Origin of the sequence: Mycobacterium sp. ACS1612 (assembly GCF_001667505.1) — a bacterium.
In the GTDB taxonomy this organism is placed as follows: domain Bacteria; phylum Actinomycetota; class Actinomycetes; order Mycobacteriales; family Mycobacteriaceae; genus Mycobacterium.
Window position 1 is genome coordinate 49,805 of record NZ_LZHZ01000066.1, and the last position, 21,109, is coordinate 70,913.

Here is a 21,109-nt window from a genome sequence, read left to right on the forward strand (position 1 = left end):
CACGCGGGCCCGATGGTGGGCGTTAGCTTGATGCCAGCGGTGCCGAGATGTGCGTGAGTTGTGACCGGCCTCTGAGCATTTCTGAGCCTTGCATCAGCCAGCACCGCCGCTCCGCCGCGCCGGCTCGGTCGATCGCCGCGCTCGAACACAGCACCCGGCTGTCGAAGTCCTTGGCGCGGTCGGCCAACCGTGCCGCCTCGTTGACGGCGTCGCCGACGACGGTGTATTCGTAACGGTTCTCCGCGCCGATATTGCCCGCGAAGACGGGCCCGGCGGACACTCCGATCCCGAAGTCGACCCCAAGCCGGCGCAACTCGGCACCGAGGGCGCGGGCGGTGGCCAACCCGGCTGTCGCGGGGTCGTCGATCCGCAGTGGTGCGCCGAACACGGCCAGCGCCGCATCGCCCTGAAATTTGTTGATCAGCCCGTCGTGTTTGTCGACTTCTGCGACGACGATTCGAAAGAAGTCGTTGAGCACCGCGGCCACCTCGTGCGGTTCATGTGTCGCCGCCAACTGCGTCGAACCCACCAGATCGATGAACAGGATTGCCGTATCGCGTTCGTCGCCGGCGACCGATTCGTGTTCTTCGACGGCGCGCCGGACCACTTCCTCACCGACATGCCTGCCGAACAGGTCCCGCAACCGGTCGCGCTCGCGTAAGCCGGCGACCATGCGGTTGAAACCGCTTTGCAATTGCCCGATTTCGGACCGCTCATAGACGTCGATCCGCTGATCCAGGTGACCGCGTTCGACTTCCGCCATCGCGTTGACGACTTCGTGTATCGGATCCGAGATCGACGACGCCACCAGGATCATCGCGCGCATACCCAACACCACTGCGACGAGCGCCAGCACCAACACCGGAACCTCGATGGGCGCATCCGGCTGGATGATCCAGCCCTTGGCCCGCAGCATCACCAGCACCACGATGCCCGCGCCGGGCAGAGCGCTACACATGGTCCACATCAGGATCATTCGCGCCCGCACACCCGGTGCTCGCTCGGCGTGCTCGAGGTCGACTGTGGTCGCGATCATCAGGGCGCGCAGTGCACGTTGGGTGAACAGGAAACCCGTGCACACAGTGGCGGTCGCACCGAACATGATGGCCGAAACGATCAAGGTCAGCGCGCGTGGGCCGTCGTCGACGTTCAACGGAATCATGACAGCGGCGGAAATCACCCACGGCGTCAGCAGAATCGCGGTTTGGCGCCTGGTGATGTTGGGAGTGTTGTGCGTGGCGCCAACGCGGTTGAGCGCGCGCACGACGAGCGCGACGCTGCTCGTTGCGACCGAGATCGTCCCTACAACGACGAGTGCGACGGTCGCGATCAGATTCCCGGTGTTGAGCACCGATTGGGCCGCCATGACCGTTTCCCGGCTGACCGACACGACGACCGCGACGACCTCTGCGGCCGAAAGCAGATAGGCGAACGCAAGGCCTGCCGAATATCGAACGACCAGGCTGCGCGGCCTCATCGGCCCATAGTGTCAGTCGCTGGCAGGCAGCGGCTTGGCTTCCTTTAGATTCAGTGCGGTGGTGCCAATGCTCAGCGTCCCCGCGCCCGCCTTGGTCACCAGCACCTCGGCACCGTTCTCGTCGACGTAGCGCTTGCCCATCACATTGCCGCCCGAGAACGCCGGATCGATTGTGGCGTCCGCCGCCTTCTCGCCGTCCAGTGGCACCATCGGAACGCCACCTGCCCGCAAGTCGTCGAGGCTGTCGTCGCTGCGCACGATGATCACCTGGGTGTCACAGACCTGGCTCTGCAGCCGGGTGCCGTTCTTGATCATGCTGAACTCCTTCGGATTTGGTCCATCAGTTCCCGCCGCAGCACCTTGCCGGTCGCATTCGTCGGCAACTCATCACGGAACACCACGCGATCTGGGGTGCGTGATCCGCGCAGATGTGCACGCACGTGTGCGCGCAGTTCGTCGGGATCGGGTTGCGCGCCGTCGGCCGGCACGACGACCGCGACGATGATCTGACCCCATTCCGGGTCCTCGGGGCCCACGACCACACAGTCGCGCACCGTGGGATGCTCGACCAGCACGTCCTCGATTTCGGCGGGAGCGATGTTCTCGCCACCGCGGATGATGGTGTCGTCGGACCGTCCGCCGATAAAGAGGTAGCCGCCTTCGTCAAGCATCGCAACGTCTTTGGTGGGGAACCAACCGTCGGCATCGAGCACCGAACCGATGTCGGTGTACCGACCCGAGACCTGCTCGCCGCGCACGAACAACTCGCCCGTCTCGCCGGGCCCGAGGACGGCACCGTCGCCGCCACGGATCTGCACCTCGATGCTCGGCACCGGTTGACCCACCGAACCCAGTCGCCGGGCCACCGCCTCATCCTCGGCGGCCAACGCTTCCCGGTGGTCGTCGGGGGTGAGCACCGCGATCGTCGAACTGGTTTCCGTGAGGCCGTACGCGTTGACGAAACCGACGTTCGGCAACAAGCCAAGTGCCTTGCGTACCAATGGAAGAGCGACCTTGGAACCGCCGTAGGCCAAGGTGCGCAGGGTGGGCAGGTCGACGGGCTGCGCCTGCAGTGCAGACACGATGCGGTCCAGCATCGTCGGCACCACGGTCGCCGATGTGACACCCTCGTCGTGGACCAACCGGACCCACTCTGTGGCGTCGAACTGCGGCAGGTACACCATCTTTCGGCCGGCGTACAGATTCGACAGCGCCGCGCTGACACCGGCGATGTGATACGGCGGCACGCAGATCAATGCGGCGTCGCCGGGTTCGGCCGAGTCGAACTCCACAGTTCCGGTGATGTAGCTGGTGAGGTTGTTGTGGGTCAGCTCAACGGCTTTGGGGCGCGACGTGGTACCTGAAGTGAACAACACCACGCCCACGTCGTCGGGGTCGGCGAACTCGGCAGCGGGCTCGGCCGTCCTTGCGGCCGCGGTGAATTCGTCGGAAGTGATCACCTGCTTACCCGAACCGGCGACCACGTCGCGGTACTGGGCGTCGGCGATCACCAGCGGGGTGGGCAGGCGGTCGATCAACTGCCGCAAGCCGTCCTCGCTGAGCCGGTAGTTCAGCGGCGTGACCGCCACCCCCGCGCGCGCGGACGCGAACAGCAGCAGCGGCAACATCGCGCCACCGGTTCCGACGTAAGCCACATGCTGCGCACCGGACGCGGCGATCACGCCGGCGCCCCCGTCAGCGAGCTCGCTCAGTTCCGCTGTGGTCAGCCGGATCTCGCCGGCCACCACCGCGGTGCGGTCCGGGTTCGACGACGCTGCCATCTCCAGCAGCAACGAGATACTCATGACTTGTCGACGAAGATATCAAGGATCGGGTTGTCGCCACCGCCGTAGCGGGAAAGGTCCGTGACACCGGCCTCGGTCAGCACCGCCGAGTCGATGAAGCATCTGCCGTTCACCTTCCCGGGCGGGCGGGACAGTATTTCGACCGCCGCGTCGCCCATGATCTCCGGGCTGCGCGACGAGGGCATCAGCGTGCCGTCGGCCAGATTGGCCACCGCCGACGTCGCGATGTAGGTCTGCGGCCACAGGCAGGCGAACCCGATGCCCGATTCGGCGTGTTCGGCGGCCCAGCCCAGCGACAACAGGGTCATGCCGTACTTCGAGAGCGTGTACGCGGGGTGGGCGCCCAGCCAGTGCGGGTTCATGTTCAGCGGCGGCGCCAGCGTCACCACATGCGGGTTGGCGGACTTACGAAGGTGCGGCAGCGCCGCCTTCGTCAGCAGAAACGTCCCCCGCACGTTGATGTCCATCATCAGGTCGAACTTCTTGGCGGACAGTCCCTCGGTCGGTTCGGTCGCGATCGCGCTGGCATTGTTGATCACGACGTCGACGCCGCCGAAGTGCGCGACCGCGGTGTCGACCGCGCGCTGCACGTCTTCTTCCTTGCGCACGTCACCGACCACCGCGACGCCCTTGCCGCCCGCCGCCTCGACCTCGGCGACCGCGGTGTGGACGGTGCCGGGCAGTTTGGGATGCGGCTCGGCCGTCTTGGCCAGCAGCACCACGTTGGCGCCCCGTTTTGCGGCGGCCAGCGCGATCGCCGACCCGATGCCGCGACTGCCGCCCGAGACGACGAGCGTGCGGTCAGTGAACTTGGACATGGGCCTCCTCGCGGTGCGTTACCCGGATGCTACCCGATTGGAATTGGCATTCTCATTCTAGGCAAGTCTCATAATCGCTGTGTACCGGCCCTTTGGCGGTGGAAACGCTTCCACCACGTACGTGGCTCCGTGCGCGTTTCCGCCGAGCGGTATTGGCATTCTCATTTTCTGCAAGTACGTTATCCAGTGATGACCGAGCCTGTACAGACGCCCTCCGGCCTTCCGCTCGAGCCGGTCTACGGTCCGGCCGACCGGGCCGCCGATCCGCCTGCGCCCGGCACCTATCCGTTCACTCGGGGGAACTTCGCGACCGGGTACCGCGGTAAGACGTGGACGTTTCGGCAGTACTCGGGCTTCGGCACCGCCGAGGAATCCAACCGCCGCTACCGCTATCTGCTGGACCAGGGCGGCACCGGCCTCTCGGTGGCTCTCGATCTGCCGACCCAGTGCGGGTACGACTCCGACGACCCTGAGTACGGGGAGGAAGTCGGCCGGGTCGGTGTTGCGGTCGACACGTTGGCCGACGCCGAGATCCTGTTCGACGGCATCCCGCTGGACGAGATCAGCACCAGCTTCACGATCAACGGCACGGCCGCGATCCTGCTGGCGTTCTATGTGGCCGCGGCGGAGAAAAAGGGGGTGCCGAGGGAGAAGCTCACCGGCACCATCCAGAACGACATCCTCAAGGAGTACGCCTCGCGCGGCACCTGGATCTGGCCGCCGGAGCCGTCGCTGCGGCTGATCGCCGACACCATCGAGTTCTGTGCGGCCGAAGTGCCGAAGTTCAATGCGATCTCGGTCGCGGGCGCGCACTTTCGCGACGCCGGTGCCAACGCGATCCAGGAGATGGCGTTCACGCTCGCCGACGGTGTCACGTACTGCGACACCGTGGTGGAGCGCGGCCGGATGACCATCGACCAGTTCGCTCCGCAAATCTCGTTCTTCTTCTACACGCATGGCGACTTCTTCGAGGAGATCGCCAAATACCGGGCCGGCCGTCGGCGGTGGGCGACCATCGTCCGCGAGCGCTACGGTGCGACGACGGACAAGGCGTCGATGTTCCGGTTCGGCTGTGTGGCAGGCGGTGCGTCGCTGTACGCGCCGCAGGCCCAGAACAACCTGGTGCGGGTGGCATACGAGGCGATGGCGGCGGTGCTCGGCGGCGTGCAATCGATGTTCACCGCGGCGTGGGACGAACCGTTCGCGTTGCCCAGTGAGGAGTCGGCGACACTCGCGTTGCGCACGCAGCAGATCCTGGCCTACGAGACCGGGGTGACGAAGGTGGCCGACCCATTGGGCGGTTCGTACTTCGTCGAGGCGCTCACCGACGCCACCGAGCAGAAGATCGTCGAGATCATGGGTGATCTCGACGCACACGGCGGCATGGTGCGCGCCATCGAGGACGGCTATCTACAGGGTCTGATCGCAGACGAGGCGTTCAAGATCCACCAGGAGGTCGAGTCGGGCAAGCGTCCGGTCGTCGGTGTGAACAAGTTCGTCTCCGACGAGCCGCCACCCGAAATCGCCACGTATGAACTGGATGCTGAGGGTCGTGACCTTCAGCTCAAGCGGCTGACCAAGGTCAAGGCCGAGCGGGATTCCGATGCGGTGGCGGCGAGCCTTGCCGCGCTGTCGCGTGCGGCGGAAGGCGACGACAACCTGATGCACAAGCTGATCGACTGTGCAAAAGCGTATTGCACCGTCGGCGAGATGGTTTCCGCGCTCAAGGCCGTGTGGGGCGAGTTCCAGCAACCGGTGGTGTTCTGATGGCAGAATCTGCTCCCGCCCAGGCCCGCCCGGCGCGCGTGCTTGTCGCCAAGCCGGGCCTCGACGGTCACGACCGCGGCGCGAAGATCGTCGCCCGCACGTTGCGCGACGCGGGGTTCGAGGTGATCTACACCGGCATCCGGCAACGCATCGAGGACATCGTGTCGATCGCCCTGCAGGAAGACGTTGCGCTAGTTGGCCTTTCGATCCTGTCCGGCGCGCACGTGGCGCTGACGACGCGCACCGTCGAGGCATTGCGGACGGCTGACGCGGGCGACATCGCCGTCGTGGTGGGCGGCACGATCCCGCAGGGTGACGTCGAAAAACTGTTGAATGCCGGTGCGGCGGCGGTGTTCCCGACCGGGACACCGCTGGACACGCTGGTCGACGAGGTTCGCAAGCTGACTTCCGAGAGGGTCGACTGAGATGCGGCTTGGCGTGATGATCGGGGCCGAGCGCGGGGACATGGCCCGCAAGGTCTCCAAGTTGCTCGATGACATCGACTGGGCAGAAGCCGCGGGGTTGGACACCGCATGGATGCCGCAGGTGCCCAACGATTTCGACTGTCTGACCATGGTTTCGTTGATGGGTGCGCGCACGTCCCGGATCGAACTGGGCACCGCAGTGGTGCCGTTGCAGGCGCAGCATCCGATCGCGCTGGCACGCCAGGCGCTGTCCGTGCATGCGGGTACCGGCGGGAGACTTGCGCTCGGTGTCGGGCCGTCGCACCACTGGATCGTCCGTGACATGCTCGGCATTCCGTATGAGAAGCCGGCGGCATACACCCGCGACTATCTCGAGGTGCTCAACAAGGCGCTGGCGGGTCCGGGTGACGTCGACGTGGAGAACGACACGTTCACCGTGCACAACCCGACTGTGCTCGGCGCGGAGACGCCGATGCCGGTGCTCGTTGCCGCGCTGGGCCCGGTGATGCTGCAGATCGCAGGCGAACTCGCCGATGGCACGGTGTTGTGGATGGCCGACGAGCGGGCGATCGGCGATCACATCGCCCCGCGGATCACCAAGGCCGCCGACAACGCGGGTCGCCCGGGGCCGCGGATCATCGCAGGCATCCCGGTGTGCCTGTGCGCCAACTCCGAGATCGACGCGGCCAAGGAACGCGCCAATCGCATTCTCGCCGAGGCGGAGACGTCACCGAACTATCAGAAGCTGCTCGATCGGGGCGACGCCCGCGACGTCGGCGACCTGACCGCCGCCGGCGACGAAGAGGCAATCCTCGCGCGATTCCGGAGCTTCGCCGACGCCGGTGTCACCGACCTCTCAGTCCGGCTGTTGCCTATCGGCGAGAATCGCGATGAACTGATCGCCTCGAAATACCGCACACGCGAGGTGATCTCACAGCTGGCCAACGAAGTGCGATGAGCGCTTGCGCGAAGAGCCGAGAGAACAGATGAACCAAGGCCCGCTTTCCGGTATTCGCATCCTCGAGGTCGGCGTGATGCTGGCAGGCCCCTACGCGACGATGCTGCTCGCCGATCTCGGCGCCGAAGTCATCAAGATCGAACCGCCGGGCGGCGAGATCTCCCGGCAGGTCAGCGACAGCTACTTCGCCAGCCTGAACCGCAACAAGCAGAGCGTGTGCCTGGATCTTCGGTCCGATGCCGGCCGGCAGCGGCTGGGTGAACTCGTCGCGGATTCGCATGCGCTGCTGGTCAATATGAAGCCGTCGGCCATCAAGCGGCTCGGCCTGACGTACGACGCGCTGCGGCAGTACAACGAGCGGATCGTCTGCGTCGCGATGACCGGTTTCGGCCTCGACGGCGGTGACGACCCGGCGTTCGACTACGTGATCCAGGCGGCCACCGGTGTGGCGGCGATGACCGGCGATCCCGACGGCCCTCCGACGCTGCCCGGGTACTCGTCGGCCGACAACTCGACGGGTTTGGCCGCGGCGCTCGGCCTGCTCGCGCAGATCGTATCTGGCCGCGGGGGGCAGGTGGACGTGTCGCTGCGCGACGTCATGCTGTCCCAGTTGAACTATCGCGCGTCGGCATATCTCAACGACGGCGCGGCACCGCAGCGTTACCCGTTCGGCGCGCATTCGTATTACGTTCCCGCACAACTTTTTCCGACGGCAGACGGCTATCTCGCCTTATTCATCACCCACGACGCCTTCTGGAACGCGTTCGCTCAAGAGGCGAAGATCGACGGCTTCCCGACGATGGCCGAACGCGCTGCCCGTCGTGACGAGGTGCTCGCCGTCGTCACGGCCGCGCTGGCCACCGATACCGCGGCAAGTTGGCAATCTCGGCTGCAAGCCTTGGGAATTCCGGTAGCGGCCGTGCGCAGCCTGCCCGAGGCGTTGGAGGCGACGCCGGGGGCACTTGTCACCGCGGGGGAGTTCAAGCTGGTCGGCAGCCCGATCCACATCGCGGGATACGAGCCCGAATACCGCCCTGCGCCACGTCTCGACGAGCACGGCGCTGCGTCGGCTCAATCGTCGTAGGTGACGCTTATCGAATCGGTATCCGGAACCGCCTGGCAGGTCAGCACGTACCCGTCGTCGACCTCGTCCTGCTCGAGGGCGTCGTTGACGCGCATCGTGGCGCTGCCCTCGGTGAGCTTGCCCATGCAGGTGCCACAGTTGCCGGCTTCACAGGAGAACGGCGGGGACAGTCCAGCGCGCCTGGCACTTTCCAGAAGTGTCTCGTTCGCCACCCGGGGCACCGACACCTTCTTGCGATCGAGGACGATCGTCACCTGGCCGCCTGCATCGGGCGGTGCGGGCGGCATCGGTTCTGCCGTCATCAGCCTCTCCTGGCATATGGGTTCTGATATTCCGAGAATACCATTCTCGATAAGTGATACGCTATTCTCAGCGTGTACCACTGGGCCCGGGTAAGGACAGCGTGTGAGTGAGGCGACCGCGCTCGCATTCGAGGAACGTCAGTACACGCTGCGCGAACTCAACGCTCTCGCCAACGGACTGGCCACCGTGCTGGAACACCGCGGTGTGCGGGCGGGCGACCGGGTGGCGCTGATGTCGTCGAATCGACCGGAGTTCGTGATCGCGATGTGGGCGATCTGGCGGCTGGGGGCGGCGGCGGTGTTGTTGAGTCCGGCGTGGAAGCGAACCGAGGTCGACAACGCGCTGACGTTGACGGGGCCCTCGCACGCGGTGGGCGACCATCCGGTGCTGGCCGAGGCGATGCCGATGCTGTCACTCGACGAGGCGATCGGACCGGGGCAGCGCCCCTTCGAAGCGCCGAACCCCTCGAGCGATGCGCTGTTCGTGTTCAGCTCGGGGACGACCGGACTGCCGAAGGCGGTGCGTCACACTCACGGATCCTTCGCCGTCGCGGTGCGCCACTGGCGCGACGCGCTGCACTTGACCGCGGCCGACCGCATCCAGATCATGACGCCGCCGTCCCACATCCTCGGGCTGCTGAACATCATGATGGCGTTGGATACCGGCACGTGGCTGCGACTGCACCGGCGCTTCGACATCGATCTGATGCTGCGCCATATCGAAGAGGACCGGATCACCATCGAGATGGCAGTAGCGCCAATCGCTTTGGCCCTCGCTGCGCATCCCGAGCTGGAACGTCACGATCTGTCGTCGCTGCGCTACATCATGTGGTGCGCGACGCCCGTGACGCAGAGCATCGCAGAGGCGATAACCAGTAGGGCAGCGGTCAACTGGGTGACCGCCTACGGCACCACCGAGTTGCCGGTCATCGCGTGCAATCAGATCGAGGGCGCGCGCCTGGACACGGTCGGCAGGCCGGTTCCGGGGGTGCGCGTGCGGATCGTTTCTCTCGACGACGGTTCACCACTGTCGCCAGGGGCGGTCGGCGAGATACAGGCGCGCTCGGATTCCGTGATGGCCGGCTATCTGCCCAGTGAGGCAACGGCACAGGCATTTTCGGACGGTTGGTACCGCACCGGCGACGTCGGCTACCTGGACGCCGATGGCTGGCTGCGGATCACCGATCGCGCCAAGGAGATGATCAAGGTGCGGGGATTCCAGGTGGCGCCCGCCGAGATCGAGGCGGTGCTGCACGGGCACGAGGCGGTCGACGACTGCGCGGTGTTCGGCATACCCGATGCGGTCAACGGCGAGGCCATCGTCGCCGCCGTCAAGGCGCACAGGCCGGTCGAGGCGGAGCAGCTGATCGGCCTCGTCGCCGACCGGCTGGCCTCCTACAAGCGGCCCAGCCGCGTGGTGTTCGTCGATGAGGTTCCGCGCCTGCCATCGGGAAAGGTGTTGCGTCGAGTGTTGAAGGAGCGGCTGTGGACGTCCGTCTGACTGCTGAACAGCAGCAGCTGCGGGAGGCGGCGGCCAAACTGGCTGACGATCTGGGCCCGGGATCAGTTGCCGACCTCGATGATTCGAACCGGATCGCCAGACTCGAGAAGGCCGTCGCGGGGACGGGGTTTCGCACGCTCCGGTCTGACGGCGCGTCGGGGGTGGAAGTCGCCATCGTCGCCGAGGAGTTCGCGCGGGGCCTGGTCGACGTGCCGTTCGTGGGACCGGTACTCGCTGACGAACTGCAGCGGCTCGGTGTGCAGCCGTCGGTCCCGGCCGCGACACCGCCGACCGTCGATCTGACGGGAAGCCTTGCCGGAGCGGTGGAGTCGCCTGTCGGGCTGAGCGAGTTGTCCAAGGACGACGTGGGGCGTTGGCGTGCGCTGGCGCTCGCGGTCACTTGCGCCGAGTTGGTGGGCGCCTCGCGCGGGGTGCACGCGTTGGCAGTCGACTATGCCAAGGTCCGCGAACAGTACGGCGCAACGATCGGGTCGTATCAGGCCGTCGGCCACTTGCTTGCCGAGAGCCTGGCGCTGATCGAGGGGTCGGTCAGCGTGTCGCGCCACGCCGCGTGGGCGGTCGACGAACTGCCGGCTGCGGAGTCGATCGAGGCCGCGAAGGTGGCCAAGATCTACTGCGCCCGTGCGGCATTGACCGTATGCGAGACGTCGATCCAGGTACACGGCGGCATCGGCAACACGTGGGAATGCCTCGCGCACGTGTATTTGCGCCGCGTACTGGCCGCCACCGAAATCTGGCCGGTGAAGCTGGAGGAGCTGAGCATTGGATTTTCGTGACTCGCCGGACGAAGCAGCGTTCCGCGACAGGCTGCGTGGCTGGCTGGCGGACCAGAAGGGCAAGTTTCCGACCTCGGGTGACGAGTACTGGGCCAAGCAGGGCGACTGGCATCGCTCGCTGTACGAGGCCGGGTTCTTCGGCACGTCGTGGCCGAAAGAATATGGCGGCCAGGACTTGCCGCCGGTCTACGACGTGATCGTCGACGAAGAGATCGCGAAAGCCGGCGCACCCGCCCGCCCGAGCCTGGGCTACCTTGTCGTCGGCCTCGGTCATCACGGCAGCAAGGAACTGCAGGACAGGTTCCTGCCCGGCATGATCAACGGTTCGGAGCGGTGGTGCCAGGGCTTCAGCGAGCCGGGGGCGGGGTCGGACCTGGCGTCGTTGACCACCGCTGCGACCCGCGAGGGTGACGAGTACGTCATCCACGGGCACAAGATCTGGACCAGTTACTCGGATGTGGCCCATTGGTGTCTGCTGCTGGCCCGCACTGACAAGGACGCGCCCAAACACCGGGGCATCTCGGCGTTCATCATCTCGATGCACCAACCGGGCGTCGAGCAGCGGCCGCTGAAGATGATCAGCGGTGTGACCAACGAATTCGGGCAGGTGCTCTTCGACGGTGCGCGGGTGCCCGCCGAGAACATGGTGGGCGCACCCGGTGAGGGCTGGAAGCTGGCCATGACCGTGGTCAGCCACGAGCGTGAGCCGTCGACGCTGGGCTTCTCGGCGCGTTACGGAAAACTCGTGCGGCAGTTGGCCTCCCGTGTCGACGGCAACCCGCCGGAGGAATTGGCCTGGGCGTGGGTGCAGACGGAGATGCTGCGGTTGCATGTGCGCAGGAGGCTGTCCGAGCAACTCGACGGCATCACGCACGGCCCGCAGGGCTCACTTGACAAGCTCTTGATGACGTGGGTTGAGCAGTCCGTCGGCCACGCCGCACTGAAGACGGTCGGCACCAGCGACCCGGAGTTGTTCGGCGCGTACATGTACAGCCGCGCACAGAGCGTGATGGGCGGCACCAGTCAGATCCAGAAGAACATCATCGCATCGCGCATTCTCGGATTGGGAGTGTGATGAGCGCTCGCGCGAAGAAGGGAGAGCCCCGAATGTATGACATGCCAGAGGAAATCGACGTCACTGCCGACGGCGCACTGCGCATCATCACACTGAACCGACCCGATGCGCTCAACGCCGTCAACGACGCTCTGCACGTCGGTTTGGCTAAGCTCTGGGACGCCCTCAACGAGGACGCCGACGCGCGGGCGGCGGTCATCACCGGCGCGGGCCGGGCGTTCTCAGCGGGTGGCGACTTCAACTATCTCAACGAGCTTCGCAACGACGAAGCGTTGCGTCAGAAGACGATCAAACACGGCAGAGACATCGTCATCGGCATGGTGCGGTGCCGCATCCCGGTGATCGCCGCGGTGAACGGCCCAGCCGTCGGACTCGGCTGCAGCCTGGCGGCGCTGTCCGACGTCGTCTACATCGCCGAGACCGCGCACTTCGCCGACCCGCATGTGCAGATCGGTCTGGTGGCCGCTGACGGTGGCCCGCTGGTGTGGGGCTCGCAGATCAGCCTGCTGCAGGCCAAGGAATTCGCGTTGACCGGCGTGCGGATCAAGGCACAACGGGCCGTCGAGCTGGGGCTGGCCAACCATGTGGTCGAGGATCCGTTGGCCGAGGCGATCGCGTGCGCCAAGAAGTTGCTCGAGTTGCCGCAGCAGGCGGTGGAAGCCACCAAGCGGCTGATGAATCTGCAGTTGGAGAAGTCGGTGATGGCGTCGCTGGACTACGCCAACCTCTCGGAATATGTGTCGTTCGGCACGGCTGATTTCAACAAGATCGTCGACGGCCTGATCGCGAAGGGCAAGTAGGCGCCCTCTCCTCGCGCCTAGGTGGCGGCGCTCCGCGTGGCGCGCTCCTTCATCGAGGCGATGACTCCGCCGTCGTTGAGGATGTCGGTGCCGGTGAGATAGCCGGCTTTGTCGCCGGCGCAGAAGGCCAGCAGTTCGGCCATCTCCTCCGCGGTGCCCCACCGTGGGACCGCGGCGTCGGCGATCATCGCACCCGCGCCGGCCTGCTCCTCGAGCCTGCCCATCTCGGTGTCGATGGACCCCGGCGACACCGAGACGATGCGCAGGCTGCGGCCGTTGAACCGTTCGGCCTGCGATGCGCTGTACCACCGGACGAAGCTCTTGCTCACGGCGTAGGCGATCCCCGAACGCATCTCCTCGGGCACGACGCCGCAGGCCGAAATCATCTGGCCCATGAAGGCGGCCTCGTCCCGCAGGGCCAGCGAAAAATTGCCTGTCGGAATCATTTCCTCCGGCAGCATGTGGGCCGCCATCGACGCCACGTTGACGATCGCAGCACCCGCGCCGGCAGACGCGAAGAACGCCTCGTTGACATTCACCGTGCCGACCGCGTTGGTCCGCATCATGTAGTCGGCGTCGCCCATGCTGGGGCTCACGCCCGCGGTGTGGATCACCGAGGCGATCGTGCCGATGCCGGACGCGGTCTCGAACAGATGGCCCACTGCCTGCCGGTCGGTGACGTCGCAGTTGACGATGATCGGCGAAATCCCAAGGCCGGTAAGCGTGGCGGCCGCATCGTCGAGCTTGTTCTGCCGGACGTCGCAAAGGATCACCGTGCGGGTTCGGCCGACTATCTTGGCCGTGGCCAGGCCCATTCCGCCTGCGCCACCGGTGATCACCGACACCTGATTCATTCGTGCGCCCTTCTCATGCGACGACTTCCTCCGACCGCGCAACGGTACCGGTTATGCCGCCGGAATCCTGTTGCGCCAGCAGCAGAGCGGCATTCGCCATTGCCTCAGGTGGCTCGACCATCTCTGGCGGAATCTGCATGCCACCGCTGCCTACCTGCCAGCCCTCCGTCAGCACGACGCGCGACGGGCTCAGGCAGTTCACCGCGATGTTGTCGGGCCGAAGGTCTGCGGCCAGACCGAGATACAACCGCTCGACGCCGGCCTTGGACACCCAGTAGGCGTTGGCGCCGTGCTCGATCATGCCGACTCCGGTTGTCGTGATCGCAATCAGCGACCCGCCGCCGCGCGCCTTTACATGCGGGATCACGGCCCGCGTCACCAGGAACACCCCGGTCAGGTTCACGTTCATACACAGCTGCCAACGCTTCAGCGGTGTGGACTCGATCGGGCCGAGCCACAGCACGCCCGCGTTGGCGACCAGCACGTCGATGCCGCCGAACTCCAAAACTGTGTGCGCGACAGCGGCTTCGACGGATGCCTCGTTGGTGACGTCGCACTGCACGGGCAACGCTTTCCCGCCGCGAGAGGTGATCCGCTCGGCCACGGTGTGAATGGTGCCGGGCACCTTGCCTTCGCGTTCGGAGCGGGCCGCGACGGCCACCGCGGCGCCCTCGCGTGCCAGTGCCTCGGCGATCGTCGCGCCGATGCCGCGGCTGGCACCGCCGATGAACGCGACCTTCCCCGCCAGGCTCACTTCGGCGGGAACCGCAGCGCCCCGTCGAGACGAATGATTTCGCCGTTGAGATAGTCGTTTTCGATGATGCTCTGCGCCAATTGCGCGTACTCCGTCGACCGGCCCATGCGCTTGGGGAACGGAATTTGCGGGGCCCAGTACTGCTCGAGTTGGTCGGCGGCCTTCCCGTAGGCCGGCGTATTGATGGTTCCCGGTGCGATGGTGACGACGCGAATTCCCAACGGGGACAAGTCACGTGCCGCGACGAGCGTCATACCCAGAACGCCGCCCTTTGCGGCGGAGTAGGGGAGCTGACCGATCTGACCTTCATAACCGGCGATCGACGCGGTGTTGACGATGACCCCGCGGCCACCTTCTTCCAGCGGCTCCGACTTCGCGATCTCGGCGGCCGTCAACCGCATCACGTTGAACACCGCCGTCAGGTAGAAGGTGATCGTCTTCTCGAAGGCCTCCATGCTCAGTGGTGAACCGTCCTTGCCGACCAGACGCCCGCCGCCCGCCGGGCCGCCATGGGTGTCGACGGAGATGCGCAGCGGCGCGAGCGCCGCCGCTTCCGCGATGGCCGCGTTGACCGACTCCTCCGAGGTGGCGTCGGTGCGTACATAACGCACGCCCAGCTCACTCTCGAGCTCCCTGCCCTTGTCGTCGGCCAGGTCGGCGACCACCACCTTGGCCCCCGCGCCGTGCAGGCGCCGCACGGTTGCCTCACCCAGGCCACCCGCCCCACCGACGACGATCGCCGAGCTACCTGCGATTTGCATGTGGTTCCCCTTCTTGCAACTGGCACTCTCGCAACTGAGAATAGCATTCTCATCAGATCGGAGATACCCATGTTTGACGCCGTCACCGACGCCTATCGGTTGACAGAACACGTCGTCGGTGCAGCGGTGTCCCAGGTCGGCAGCGCGCCGATCGACGATGTGACCCTCGGCGAGGGCAGCTATGGCGGAGGTGTCGTGGCCCGCCACGCGGCCATCACCGCCGGCGGCAGCGGCTGTTCGCTCGGCCGTCCGGTTGCCGCGACCGGCGCACGGCATGGGGCGGCATGGGTTCGGCCACAGTCATCGAGGTGCCGGCTCCTTAAACTGACACCGATGACCATCGACGAGCTCATCGAGGCGGCGCGCGGCGGATCGGCTAGGGCGGCCGGTCGGCTGCTCACTCTGGTCGAAGGCGAACGCCGCGCCGACGTGCTCGACGCGCTCGGGCCGACGCCGCGGCCGCGTATCGTCGGCGTGACGGGTCCCCCGGGCGCAGGTAAGTCAACGACAGTTGGGGCGTTGGTTGGCGCCTACCGCGGCCGCGACATGCGGGTGGCGGTGCTCGCGGTCGACCCGTCGTCCCCGTACAGCGGGGGAGCGCTGCTGGGCGATCGCATCCGAATGGCCGCTCATATCAACGACTCCGGAGTCCTCATCCGGTCCGTCGCCACACGCGGCCACCTCGGCGGGCTTGCCGCGGCGGTGCCCGCCGCGATACGACTACTGTCCGCACTGTCCTACGACTTGATCGTGCTGGAGACCGTCGGGGTCGGGCAGTCGGAGATCGAGATCGCAGCCGTTGCCGATCCGACCGTCGTCATCTTGAATCCCGGCGCGGGCGACGCGGTTCAGGCCGCGAAGGCGGGGCTGCTCGAGGTGGCCGACATCGTGGTGGTGAACAAGGCCGACAGGGACGGCGCCGACCAGACGGTCCGCGACCTGCGCGCCGAGACCACGGCGCCGATCCTCAAACTCATTGCCGCACAAGGTGACGGCGTGCCCGAACTGGTCGATGCCATCGAGGAACATCACCGGGCCGACAGCCTCCAGCGGCGGATCGCGCGGGCGCGGGCGCAAATCTTGTCGTTGGCGCAGACCCAGTTGCGAACTCATCCAGATCTGGACCGGCTCGCGAAACTCGTGGCCGAGGGCAGCGACGATCCGTATACCGTCGCGGAACAATTGATCAATCCGAAGCAGGCAGATTGAGCATCCGGCGCGTCATCTCCTTCAAATGCGCACGCAGCGTCTCGCCGTCGACGTCGGCGAGCAGTGGGTGCATCACCGCCACGCTGATCGCACTGGACAGCATCGCCGCATGCAGCCGTGCCTCCACTCCGGCCTCGGTGCCCAGCAGCGCGGCGTAGAGGCGTTCGATGAACCGTTGGAACGGTTCGTATTCGGCTTGCAGTCGGATGATGACCGGATCGAACAGCGGAACGCTGAACTCGCCGCGACGTTCGATCGCCTGCTCGATCATCCTGTCCAGCAACACTTCCCGCGCTCGTAAGGGGTGCCCCTGCGCTTCTGCGGCCTCGACCGCGTCTTCGAGCTTGCTCATCTCCCGTTCGGTGATCGCGATGACGATCTCTTCCTTCGTCTTGAACTGCCGGTAGACGGCGGCCTTGGTCACGCCCATCTCGTCGGCGATCATCTGCAGCGATGTTCCGCTGACGCCGTACTCGGAGATCAGTTTCAGCGCCGCGTCGAGCACGCGGGTTTGAGCTGCCGTGCGCGTGATGGCACTGAACCTGCTCTCCTGTGTCGACGTCACAGCGACGAGGGTAGCCGAGAATTGACCGCTCGGTTGCCGATCGGCTACCGTCGAAGTTGCCGATCGGCAACCGAGCTAGCTGAAGAGGTTCGACGATGAGACGCCCTGACGGCGAGTTGCTTCTGTTCTGGACGTTGCCCGCGATCGCGATCATCTGGATAGCCGCGTTCTTCCTGTTTCCCGGCTTCCTGCACCCGATGTCCCCGACGCTGTCGGCGGACGCGGTGGCCGAGTTCTACCGCGACGAAACTGCGCGGATCCGGTACAGCATGATCTTGTTCAATTGGTTCGGCGTCGGCCTGATCCCCACAGTCATCCTGTTGGCGATGCAGGTGCGGCGGATGGCGCACCGCACGCCGATCCTGTCCTACAGCTTGATCGCCTGCGCAGGCGGCCCGCCGTGTCTGTTCTTGATCGCCAACATGTTCTGGCTCCTCGGCGCGTTCCGGCCGGAGCGGTCCCCGGAGTTGACTCAGTTGCTCAACGACCTCGCATGGGTGACGTTCACCGTATTGGTTCCGTACTTGATCGCGCAGTGCCTGCTGCTTGCGCTGGCCATTTACTGGGACCGCCAGGAGCAACCTGTTTTCAGGGTGTGGGTGGCGCACTTCAATGTGTTGATCGCGGTCGCGCTGGCGCCTGCCGCATTCACCGCACTGGCCGTCACCGGGCCGTTGGCGTGGGACGGCCTGCTGTCCTTCTGGGTGAAGAACATCGCGATCGCCGCGTGGATCGTGGTGATGGGAGTCGTTCTCGGACAGCAGATTCTGCGTCGACACCTCGAGGAACCGGTCGCCGCATGAATGCACCGCTGAGCCGCTTGTGGTGGAACTTCCGCCATCATCCCAAGCGGGAGTTGTGGTTCGCGTGGTGGGTGATGGTGGTCTTCTATCAGCTCTACGGGGTGCTGTTCTTTCTTGTCACCCGCGTTCAACCACCTCCGAGCCCAGCCTGGAGCACCCCGATGGTCGTGCAGTGGTTTGATGCGCGTCACCACGGAATTCTTGCCGGATTCGGTGTGGTGTTTCTCATCTCGGGTATGTGTGCGCCGATGAACGCGCTTCTGGCGTACTCGATGCGGCGCATGTCGGTCAGCAGGGTGTTCGGGTACTCGTACCTGATCATGTACTCGCTCAGCGCGATTCCCGGCATGCTGGTGATGGCTATCGCGATGACGGTCGGCGCCCTGCGGCCTGATCGCGACCCCGAACTCATCCACTGGCTGTTCGACTTCGCGTTCCTGTCGTTCAGCGGCACCATGGGCGTGTTCATGATCGGCTCGGTGGTCTGGCTGGTCGCCATCCTGATCGACAAGAACGGGGTGTTTCCGAAATGGTTCGGCTACCTGGGGCTGTGCAACGCGCTGACCGAGGTCGTCGTCGCGCCGGCGTGGATTTTCCAACGCGGTGTCTTCGCCTGGAACGGAGCGATCGCGTGGTGGATCAACATGGTGGTGTTCGTCACCTACACGGCGTGCTTCATCGTGCTGCTGCGCAAGATGATCGAACGTGAGGACTTCGGCGCCGGTCCGTTGCCTGATCCACCCGCCAAAGCGGAACGCAGTCAGGCGGATTCGGTGGGAGCACTGCAATGACGAATCTCCGGGAAGACTCTTCGACGGACCAGGTCGACCGCGAGCAGGGGCGGTTCGTGCCGGGTCAGCCGGACATGTGGGTGTTCGTCCTGTTCGAATCGCTGCTGTTCACCGGATACTTCTCGGTTTACCTCATCGGTCGCATCCAGAATCGCGACCTGTACCTGCAGTCGCAAGCCGCGCTCGACCTGCGTTTCGGGATCTTCAACACCATTGTGATGCTGCTGAGTTCCTGGGCGATCGCAAGGTGTGTCCAAGCGTCTCGCGAGGGCGCGTATCGCGGTGCTTTGCGGGATGCGTTTCTGACTATCGGTCTAGGTGTGGCATTCCTGGTGTCCAAGGTGATCGAGTGGTCCCAGGAGATCCGGCTCGGACACACGTTCACCGAGAACGAGTTCTTCGAGCACTTCTTCTTCCTGACGTCGATCCACCTCATCCATCTGCTGATCGGCTTCATCGTGATGGGTGTCGCCGTGTACCAGTTGTGGAGCCCTGCGCGGCGCTCGCAGCAGCTGGTGGAGACGTGCGCAACCTATTGGCACACGGTCGATTTCCTGTGGGTGTTGATCTTCGCGTTGATCTACGTGGTGAGGTGACCGGTGAGTGGAACATTCAACAAGAGGCTGGCCGTCGTCTGGCTGGTGCTCACCGTGATGACGCTGGCCTACGTGTGGTTGGACCGCTCGAGCGACGACGACGGGATGCTGAAGGCCAGCACCGTCGTCACGGTCAGCGCGATAGTCATCGCTTTGGTGAAGGTGCGCATCATCTTCCAGGAGTTCATGGAAGTGCGGCATGCCCCGGGGTTGTTGCGCCGCCTCACCGACGGCTGGGTGGTGCTGATGGCGGTGTGCCTGTTGGGCAGCTACTTCATCGGCTCGGCAGTGGTGGGCTAGACCCTGGTGGCCGCCGCCAGGCCCGCGCGGTAGCCGAATACCATTGCCGGGCCCAGCGTTCCACCGGCACCGCCGTAGGCCTTCCCGGTAGCGCCTGCCATCGCATTGCCCGCGGCGAACAGACCCGGGATGGCCGAGCCGTTCACGTGTAGGACCCTGCCGTCGCGGTCGGTGCGCGGACCACCCTTGGTGCCCATTGCGCCGATCGACACCGGCACCGCATAGTAGGGCGCCGTGTCGATGGGGCCCAGCGTCTTGCCTGCCGGGGTGGCGGCCTTGTCGTCGCCCCAATAGCCGTCGTAAGCACTCGAGCCGCGGCCGAAGTCGGGATCGGTTTCGTGCGCGGCGTTGTCGTTCCACGCCGCCAGCGTGCGCGCGAGGCCGTCGGGGTCGATACCGGTCTTGGCGCCGAGTTCGGCGAGATCGGCACTCGGTGAGAACCAGTCCGGAGCTTCCTCGCCGGGCAGCACGCCGAGGAAGCCGTACCGCTTCAGATGCAGTGAGTCGAAGACGATCCACGCCGGGTCGTTGGCATACCCGTGGCGAGGGTCGAGGTACTGGAACGGGCCCGCCATCGAATTGTATTCACCCGCCTCGTTGAGGAACCGCTTGCCCGCCCGGTTGACGATGATGCTCCGCGGCCGGGTCCGCTCCAGGCGCACGCTGCGACTGCGGGGATGTCCCTGGAATGTGTCGTCCGGCAACTGCACGATGGGCACCCACCACGCTTCCCCCATGTTCGCCAGGTCGGCGCCGTGTGCCATCGCCATGCGCAACCCGTCGCCGGTGTTATTCGGCGGTGACACCGCGCCACGCATCGGACCGCGCAGATAGGCCTCGACCAGCTGCTTGTCCCACTCGAACCCTCCGGTGGCGAGCACCACGCCGCGGCGGGCCCGCACGCGAATATCTTTGCCGTCCCGCTGGATTCGCACGCCCATGACGCCGCCGTCGTCGTCGGCGAACAACTCGACGGCGCGGGCATTGGTCTTCGGCGCCACGCCGACGTCGAGCAGGCCCTTGAGCAGCCCGGCGACCAGCGCCGTGCCGGCCACGCAATAGTCACCGGACTCGCTGTCGACCGCCGCGTGGATACGGGCCCTGGTCTCCGCGTCGATACCGACGTTGCTGAAGTCGGCTGGGAACGACGTGATCCGGTCGCGCCAGTCGCCCAACCGTGCCAGATTGAACGGCTTGGCGTTCAGCGACCGACCGCCGCCAGGCCGACCGCCGGGTAGCTCAGGCTTGTAATCGGGGAAGCCTTCAGCGATCTCGAACTGCAACTCGCTGTGTGTCTCAACGTAATCCAGCATCTCGGCGCCGGTTCTGACAAACGTCTGCATCAGCTCGTCGTCCATGTAGCCGAGCGACTGCGCACGCAAATACGCCACCGCGTCCTCGACCGGCAACTCACCGTCGGCCGAACGCGAATGCGCCGGAATCCACACGATGCCACCGGAAACCGCCGTCGTACCACCAACGGTCGCCGCTTTCTCGAATACCTCGACCGAAACCCCGCTGCTCGCCGCGGTCAGCGCAGCCGTCAATCCCGCGCCGCCGCTGCCCAGCACGACCACGTCGAAGTCGGCGTCCCAGTCGTTCACATTGGACTCCCTTCGTTACGCATGCCGAACGTGAGCTGGTTCTTGAAAAATCTCCGAGATTTC

The 21,109-nt window shown here is 65.6% G+C and carries 23 protein-coding genes; 13 read left to right on the top strand and 10 right to left on the bottom strand.

The window, feature by feature from the left end; genetic code table 11:
- Positions 1-22 precede the first annotated feature (22 nt).
- From A5724_RS28260 to A5724_RS28275, 4 genes are read right to left on the bottom strand one after another with little or no spacing between them, the layout of a single operon-like run.
- Positions 23-1,477, bottom strand: coding sequence for an adenylate/guanylate cyclase domain-containing protein (locus A5724_RS28260; RefSeq protein ID WP_067810139.1), 1,455 nt, complete (start codon positions 1,475-1,477; stop codon positions 23-25).
- Positions 1,478-1,489: 12 nt separating this feature from the next.
- Positions 1,490-1,792: a hypothetical protein gene (locus A5724_RS28265; protein WP_067810142.1), complete on the bottom strand. Its 303-nt coding sequence runs from the start codon at positions 1,790-1,792 to the stop codon at positions 1,490-1,492.
- A complete protein-coding gene (locus A5724_RS28270; RefSeq protein ID WP_067810143.1) occupies positions 1,789-3,282 on the bottom strand; it encodes a class I adenylate-forming enzyme family protein in 1,494 nt (497 codons plus the stop codon). Before A5724_RS28270 ends, A5724_RS28265 begins: the two co-directional genes overlap by 4 nt.
- Positions 3,279-4,100 (bottom strand): NAD(P)-dependent oxidoreductase, encoded by an 822-nt coding sequence (locus A5724_RS28275; protein WP_067810145.1) that lies wholly within the window; start codon positions 4,098-4,100, stop codon positions 3,279-3,281. Before A5724_RS28275 ends, A5724_RS28270 begins: the two co-directional genes overlap by 4 nt.
- Before the next feature lie 189 nt (positions 4,101-4,289).
- On the opposite strand from A5724_RS28275, the gene A5724_RS28280 reads away from it, so the two are divergent.
- From A5724_RS28280 to A5724_RS28295, 4 genes are read left to right on the top strand one after another with little or no spacing between them, the layout of a single operon-like run.
- The gene (locus A5724_RS28280) at positions 4,290-5,867 is read left to right on the top strand and encodes a methylmalonyl-CoA mutase family protein (RefSeq protein WP_067810147.1); all 1,578 of its coding nucleotides are present in this window, start codon (positions 4,290-4,292) and stop codon (positions 5,865-5,867) included.
- Positions 5,867-6,292: a cobalamin B12-binding domain-containing protein gene (locus A5724_RS28285; protein ID WP_067810149.1), complete on the top strand. Its 426-nt coding sequence runs from the start codon at positions 5,867-5,869 to the stop codon at positions 6,290-6,292. The genes A5724_RS28280 and A5724_RS28285 overlap by 1 nt, the downstream gene beginning before the upstream one ends.
- A gap of 1 nt (position 6,293) precedes the next feature.
- A complete protein-coding gene (locus tag A5724_RS28290) occupies positions 6,294-7,250 on the top strand; it encodes an LLM class F420-dependent oxidoreductase (protein WP_067810151.1) in 957 nt (318 codons plus the stop codon).
- Positions 7,251-7,278: 28 nt separating this feature from the next.
- Complete coding sequence (locus A5724_RS28295) at positions 7,279-8,334, top strand: CaiB/BaiF CoA-transferase family protein (RefSeq protein WP_067810153.1); 1,056 nt, start codon at positions 7,279-7,281, stop codon at positions 8,332-8,334.
- Here A5724_RS28295 and A5724_RS28300 read toward each other — a convergent pair.
- Positions 8,322-8,636 carry a 2Fe-2S iron-sulfur cluster-binding protein gene (locus A5724_RS28300; protein WP_067810154.1) on the bottom strand — a complete coding sequence of 105 codons (315 nt, stop codon included), beginning with the start codon at positions 8,634-8,636 and terminating at the stop codon, positions 8,322-8,324. The genes A5724_RS28295 and A5724_RS28300 overlap by 13 nt on opposite strands.
- Before the next feature lie 103 nt (positions 8,637-8,739).
- Between A5724_RS28300 and A5724_RS28305 the strand changes: the two genes are divergently transcribed.
- Genes A5724_RS28305 through A5724_RS28320 form a run of 4 tightly spaced genes read left to right on the top strand, consistent with a single transcriptional unit; the run spans position 8,740 to position 12,809 of the window.
- Positions 8,740-10,137: a class I adenylate-forming enzyme family protein gene (locus tag A5724_RS28305; RefSeq protein WP_067810155.1), complete on the top strand. Its 1,398-nt coding sequence runs from the start codon at positions 8,740-8,742 to the stop codon at positions 10,135-10,137.
- Positions 10,122-10,934: an acyl-CoA dehydrogenase family protein gene (locus tag A5724_RS28310; RefSeq protein WP_067810156.1), complete on the top strand. Its 813-nt coding sequence runs from the start codon at positions 10,122-10,124 to the stop codon at positions 10,932-10,934. Before A5724_RS28305 ends, A5724_RS28310 begins: the two co-directional genes overlap by 16 nt.
- Positions 10,921-12,009 carry an acyl-CoA dehydrogenase family protein gene (locus A5724_RS28315; protein WP_067810157.1) on the top strand — a complete coding sequence of 363 codons (1,089 nt, stop codon included), beginning with the start codon at positions 10,921-10,923 and terminating at the stop codon, positions 12,007-12,009. Before A5724_RS28310 ends, A5724_RS28315 begins: the two co-directional genes overlap by 14 nt.
- Before the next feature lie 32 nt (positions 12,010-12,041).
- Entirely contained in the window at positions 12,042-12,809 is a 768-nt protein-coding gene (locus A5724_RS28320; RefSeq protein ID WP_067810158.1) for an enoyl-CoA hydratase/isomerase family protein, read from the top strand.
- A 17-nt stretch (positions 12,810-12,826) separates the two neighbouring features.
- On the opposite strand, the gene A5724_RS28325 is transcribed toward A5724_RS28320, so the two are convergent.
- Genes A5724_RS28325 through A5724_RS28335 form a run of 3 tightly spaced genes read right to left on the bottom strand, consistent with a single transcriptional unit; the run spans position 12,827 to position 15,178 of the window.
- The gene (locus tag A5724_RS28325) at positions 12,827-13,663 is read right to left on the bottom strand and encodes an SDR family oxidoreductase (protein ID WP_067810159.1); all 837 of its coding nucleotides are present in this window, start codon (positions 13,661-13,663) and stop codon (positions 12,827-12,829) included.
- A 13-nt stretch (positions 13,664-13,676) separates the two neighbouring features.
- Complete coding sequence (locus tag A5724_RS28330) at positions 13,677-14,417, bottom strand: SDR family oxidoreductase (protein WP_067810160.1); 741 nt, start codon at positions 14,415-14,417, stop codon at positions 13,677-13,679.
- On the bottom strand, positions 14,414-15,178 hold the full coding sequence (locus tag A5724_RS28335; protein ID WP_067810161.1) for an SDR family NAD(P)-dependent oxidoreductase: 765 nt from the start codon (positions 15,176-15,178) through the stop codon (positions 14,414-14,416). Before A5724_RS28335 ends, A5724_RS28330 begins: the two co-directional genes overlap by 4 nt.
- A 333-nt stretch (positions 15,179-15,511) precedes the next feature.
- Here A5724_RS28335 and meaB point away from each other — a divergent pair, with 333 nt between their 5' ends.
- Positions 15,512-16,387: a methylmalonyl Co-A mutase-associated GTPase MeaB gene (meaB, locus tag A5724_RS28340; protein ID WP_067810287.1), complete on the top strand. Its 876-nt coding sequence runs from the start codon at positions 15,512-15,514 to the stop codon at positions 16,385-16,387.
- Here the strand turns inward: meaB and A5724_RS28345 are convergent.
- On the bottom strand, positions 16,365-16,952 hold the full coding sequence (locus A5724_RS28345; protein ID WP_067810162.1) for a TetR/AcrR family transcriptional regulator: 588 nt from the start codon (positions 16,950-16,952) through the stop codon (positions 16,365-16,367). The two genes, meaB and A5724_RS28345, sit on opposite strands and share 23 nt — an antisense overlap.
- A 95-nt stretch (positions 16,953-17,047) precedes the next feature.
- Here A5724_RS28345 and A5724_RS28350 point away from each other — a divergent pair, with 95 nt between their 5' ends.
- From A5724_RS28350 to A5724_RS28365, 4 genes are read left to right on the top strand one after another with little or no spacing between them, the layout of a single operon-like run.
- A complete protein-coding gene (locus A5724_RS28350; RefSeq protein WP_067810164.1) occupies positions 17,048-17,755 on the top strand; it encodes a hypothetical protein in 708 nt (235 codons plus the stop codon).
- The gene (locus tag A5724_RS28355; RefSeq protein WP_067810167.1) at positions 17,752-18,546 is read left to right on the top strand and encodes a hypothetical protein; all 795 of its coding nucleotides are present in this window, start codon (positions 17,752-17,754) and stop codon (positions 18,544-18,546) included. The genes A5724_RS28350 and A5724_RS28355 overlap by 4 nt, the downstream gene beginning before the upstream one ends.
- Entirely contained in the window at positions 18,543-19,142 is a 600-nt protein-coding gene (locus A5724_RS28360) for a cytochrome c oxidase subunit 3 (protein WP_067810169.1), read from the top strand. Before A5724_RS28355 ends, A5724_RS28360 begins: the two co-directional genes overlap by 4 nt.
- A gap of 3 nt (positions 19,143-19,145) precedes the next feature.
- The gene (locus A5724_RS28365; protein ID WP_067810170.1) at positions 19,146-19,442 is read left to right on the top strand and encodes a cytochrome C oxidase subunit IV family protein; all 297 of its coding nucleotides are present in this window, start codon (positions 19,146-19,148) and stop codon (positions 19,440-19,442) included.
- Here A5724_RS28365 and A5724_RS28370 read toward each other — a convergent pair.
- Positions 19,439-21,046, bottom strand: a complete 1,608-nt coding sequence (locus A5724_RS28370; RefSeq protein ID WP_067810172.1) for an FAD-dependent oxidoreductase — start codon at positions 21,044-21,046, stop codon at positions 19,439-19,441. The two genes, A5724_RS28365 and A5724_RS28370, sit on opposite strands and share 4 nt — an antisense overlap.
- Positions 21,047-21,109 lie beyond the last annotated feature (63 nt).

Bases quoted from the DNA above. Each gene is read 5' to 3' on its own strand.
- A5724_RS28275 (WP_067810145.1), bottom strand. From the start codon at position 4,100: ATGTCCAAGTTCACTGACCGCACGCTCGTCGTCTCGGGCGGCAGTCGC.
- A5724_RS28260 (WP_067810139.1), bottom strand. From the start codon at position 1,477: ATGAGGCCGCGCAGCCTGGTCGTTCGATATTCGGCAGGCCTTGCGTTC.
- A5724_RS28355 (WP_067810167.1), top strand. From the start codon at position 17,752: ATGAATGCACCGCTGAGCCGCTTGTGGTGGAACTTCCGCCATCATCCC.
- A5724_RS28300 (WP_067810154.1), bottom strand. From the start codon at position 8,636: ATGACGGCAGAACCGATGCCGCCCGCACCGCCCGATGCAGGCGGCCAG.
- A5724_RS28360 (WP_067810169.1), top strand. From the start codon at position 18,543: ATGACGAATCTCCGGGAAGACTCTTCGACGGACCAGGTCGACCGCGAG.
- A5724_RS28280 (WP_067810147.1), top strand. From the start codon at position 4,290: ATGACCGAGCCTGTACAGACGCCCTCCGGCCTTCCGCTCGAGCCGGTC.
- meaB (WP_067810287.1), top strand. From the start codon at position 15,512: ATGACCATCGACGAGCTCATCGAGGCGGCGCGCGGCGGATCGGCTAGG.
- A5724_RS28295 (WP_067810153.1), top strand. From the start codon at position 7,279: ATGAACCAAGGCCCGCTTTCCGGTATTCGCATCCTCGAGGTCGGCGTG.
- A5724_RS28265 (WP_067810142.1), bottom strand. From the start codon at position 1,792: ATGATCAAGAACGGCACCCGGCTGCAGAGCCAGGTCTGTGACACCCAG.
- A5724_RS28285 (WP_067810149.1), top strand. From the start codon at position 5,867: ATGGCAGAATCTGCTCCCGCCCAGGCCCGCCCGGCGCGCGTGCTTGTC.
- A5724_RS28290 (WP_067810151.1), top strand. From the start codon at position 6,294: ATGCGGCTTGGCGTGATGATCGGGGCCGAGCGCGGGGACATGGCCCGC.
- A5724_RS28350 (WP_067810164.1), top strand. From the start codon at position 17,048: ATGAGACGCCCTGACGGCGAGTTGCTTCTGTTCTGGACGTTGCCCGCG.
- A5724_RS28320 (WP_067810158.1), top strand. From the start codon at position 12,042: ATGTATGACATGCCAGAGGAAATCGACGTCACTGCCGACGGCGCACTG.
- A5724_RS28335 (WP_067810161.1), bottom strand. From the start codon at position 15,178: ATGCAAATCGCAGGTAGCTCGGCGATCGTCGTCGGTGGGGCGGGTGGC.
- A5724_RS28325 (WP_067810159.1), bottom strand. From the start codon at position 13,663: ATGAATCAGGTGTCGGTGATCACCGGTGGCGCAGGCGGAATGGGCCTG.
- A5724_RS28270 (WP_067810143.1), bottom strand. From the start codon at position 3,282: ATGAGTATCTCGTTGCTGCTGGAGATGGCAGCGTCGTCGAACCCGGAC.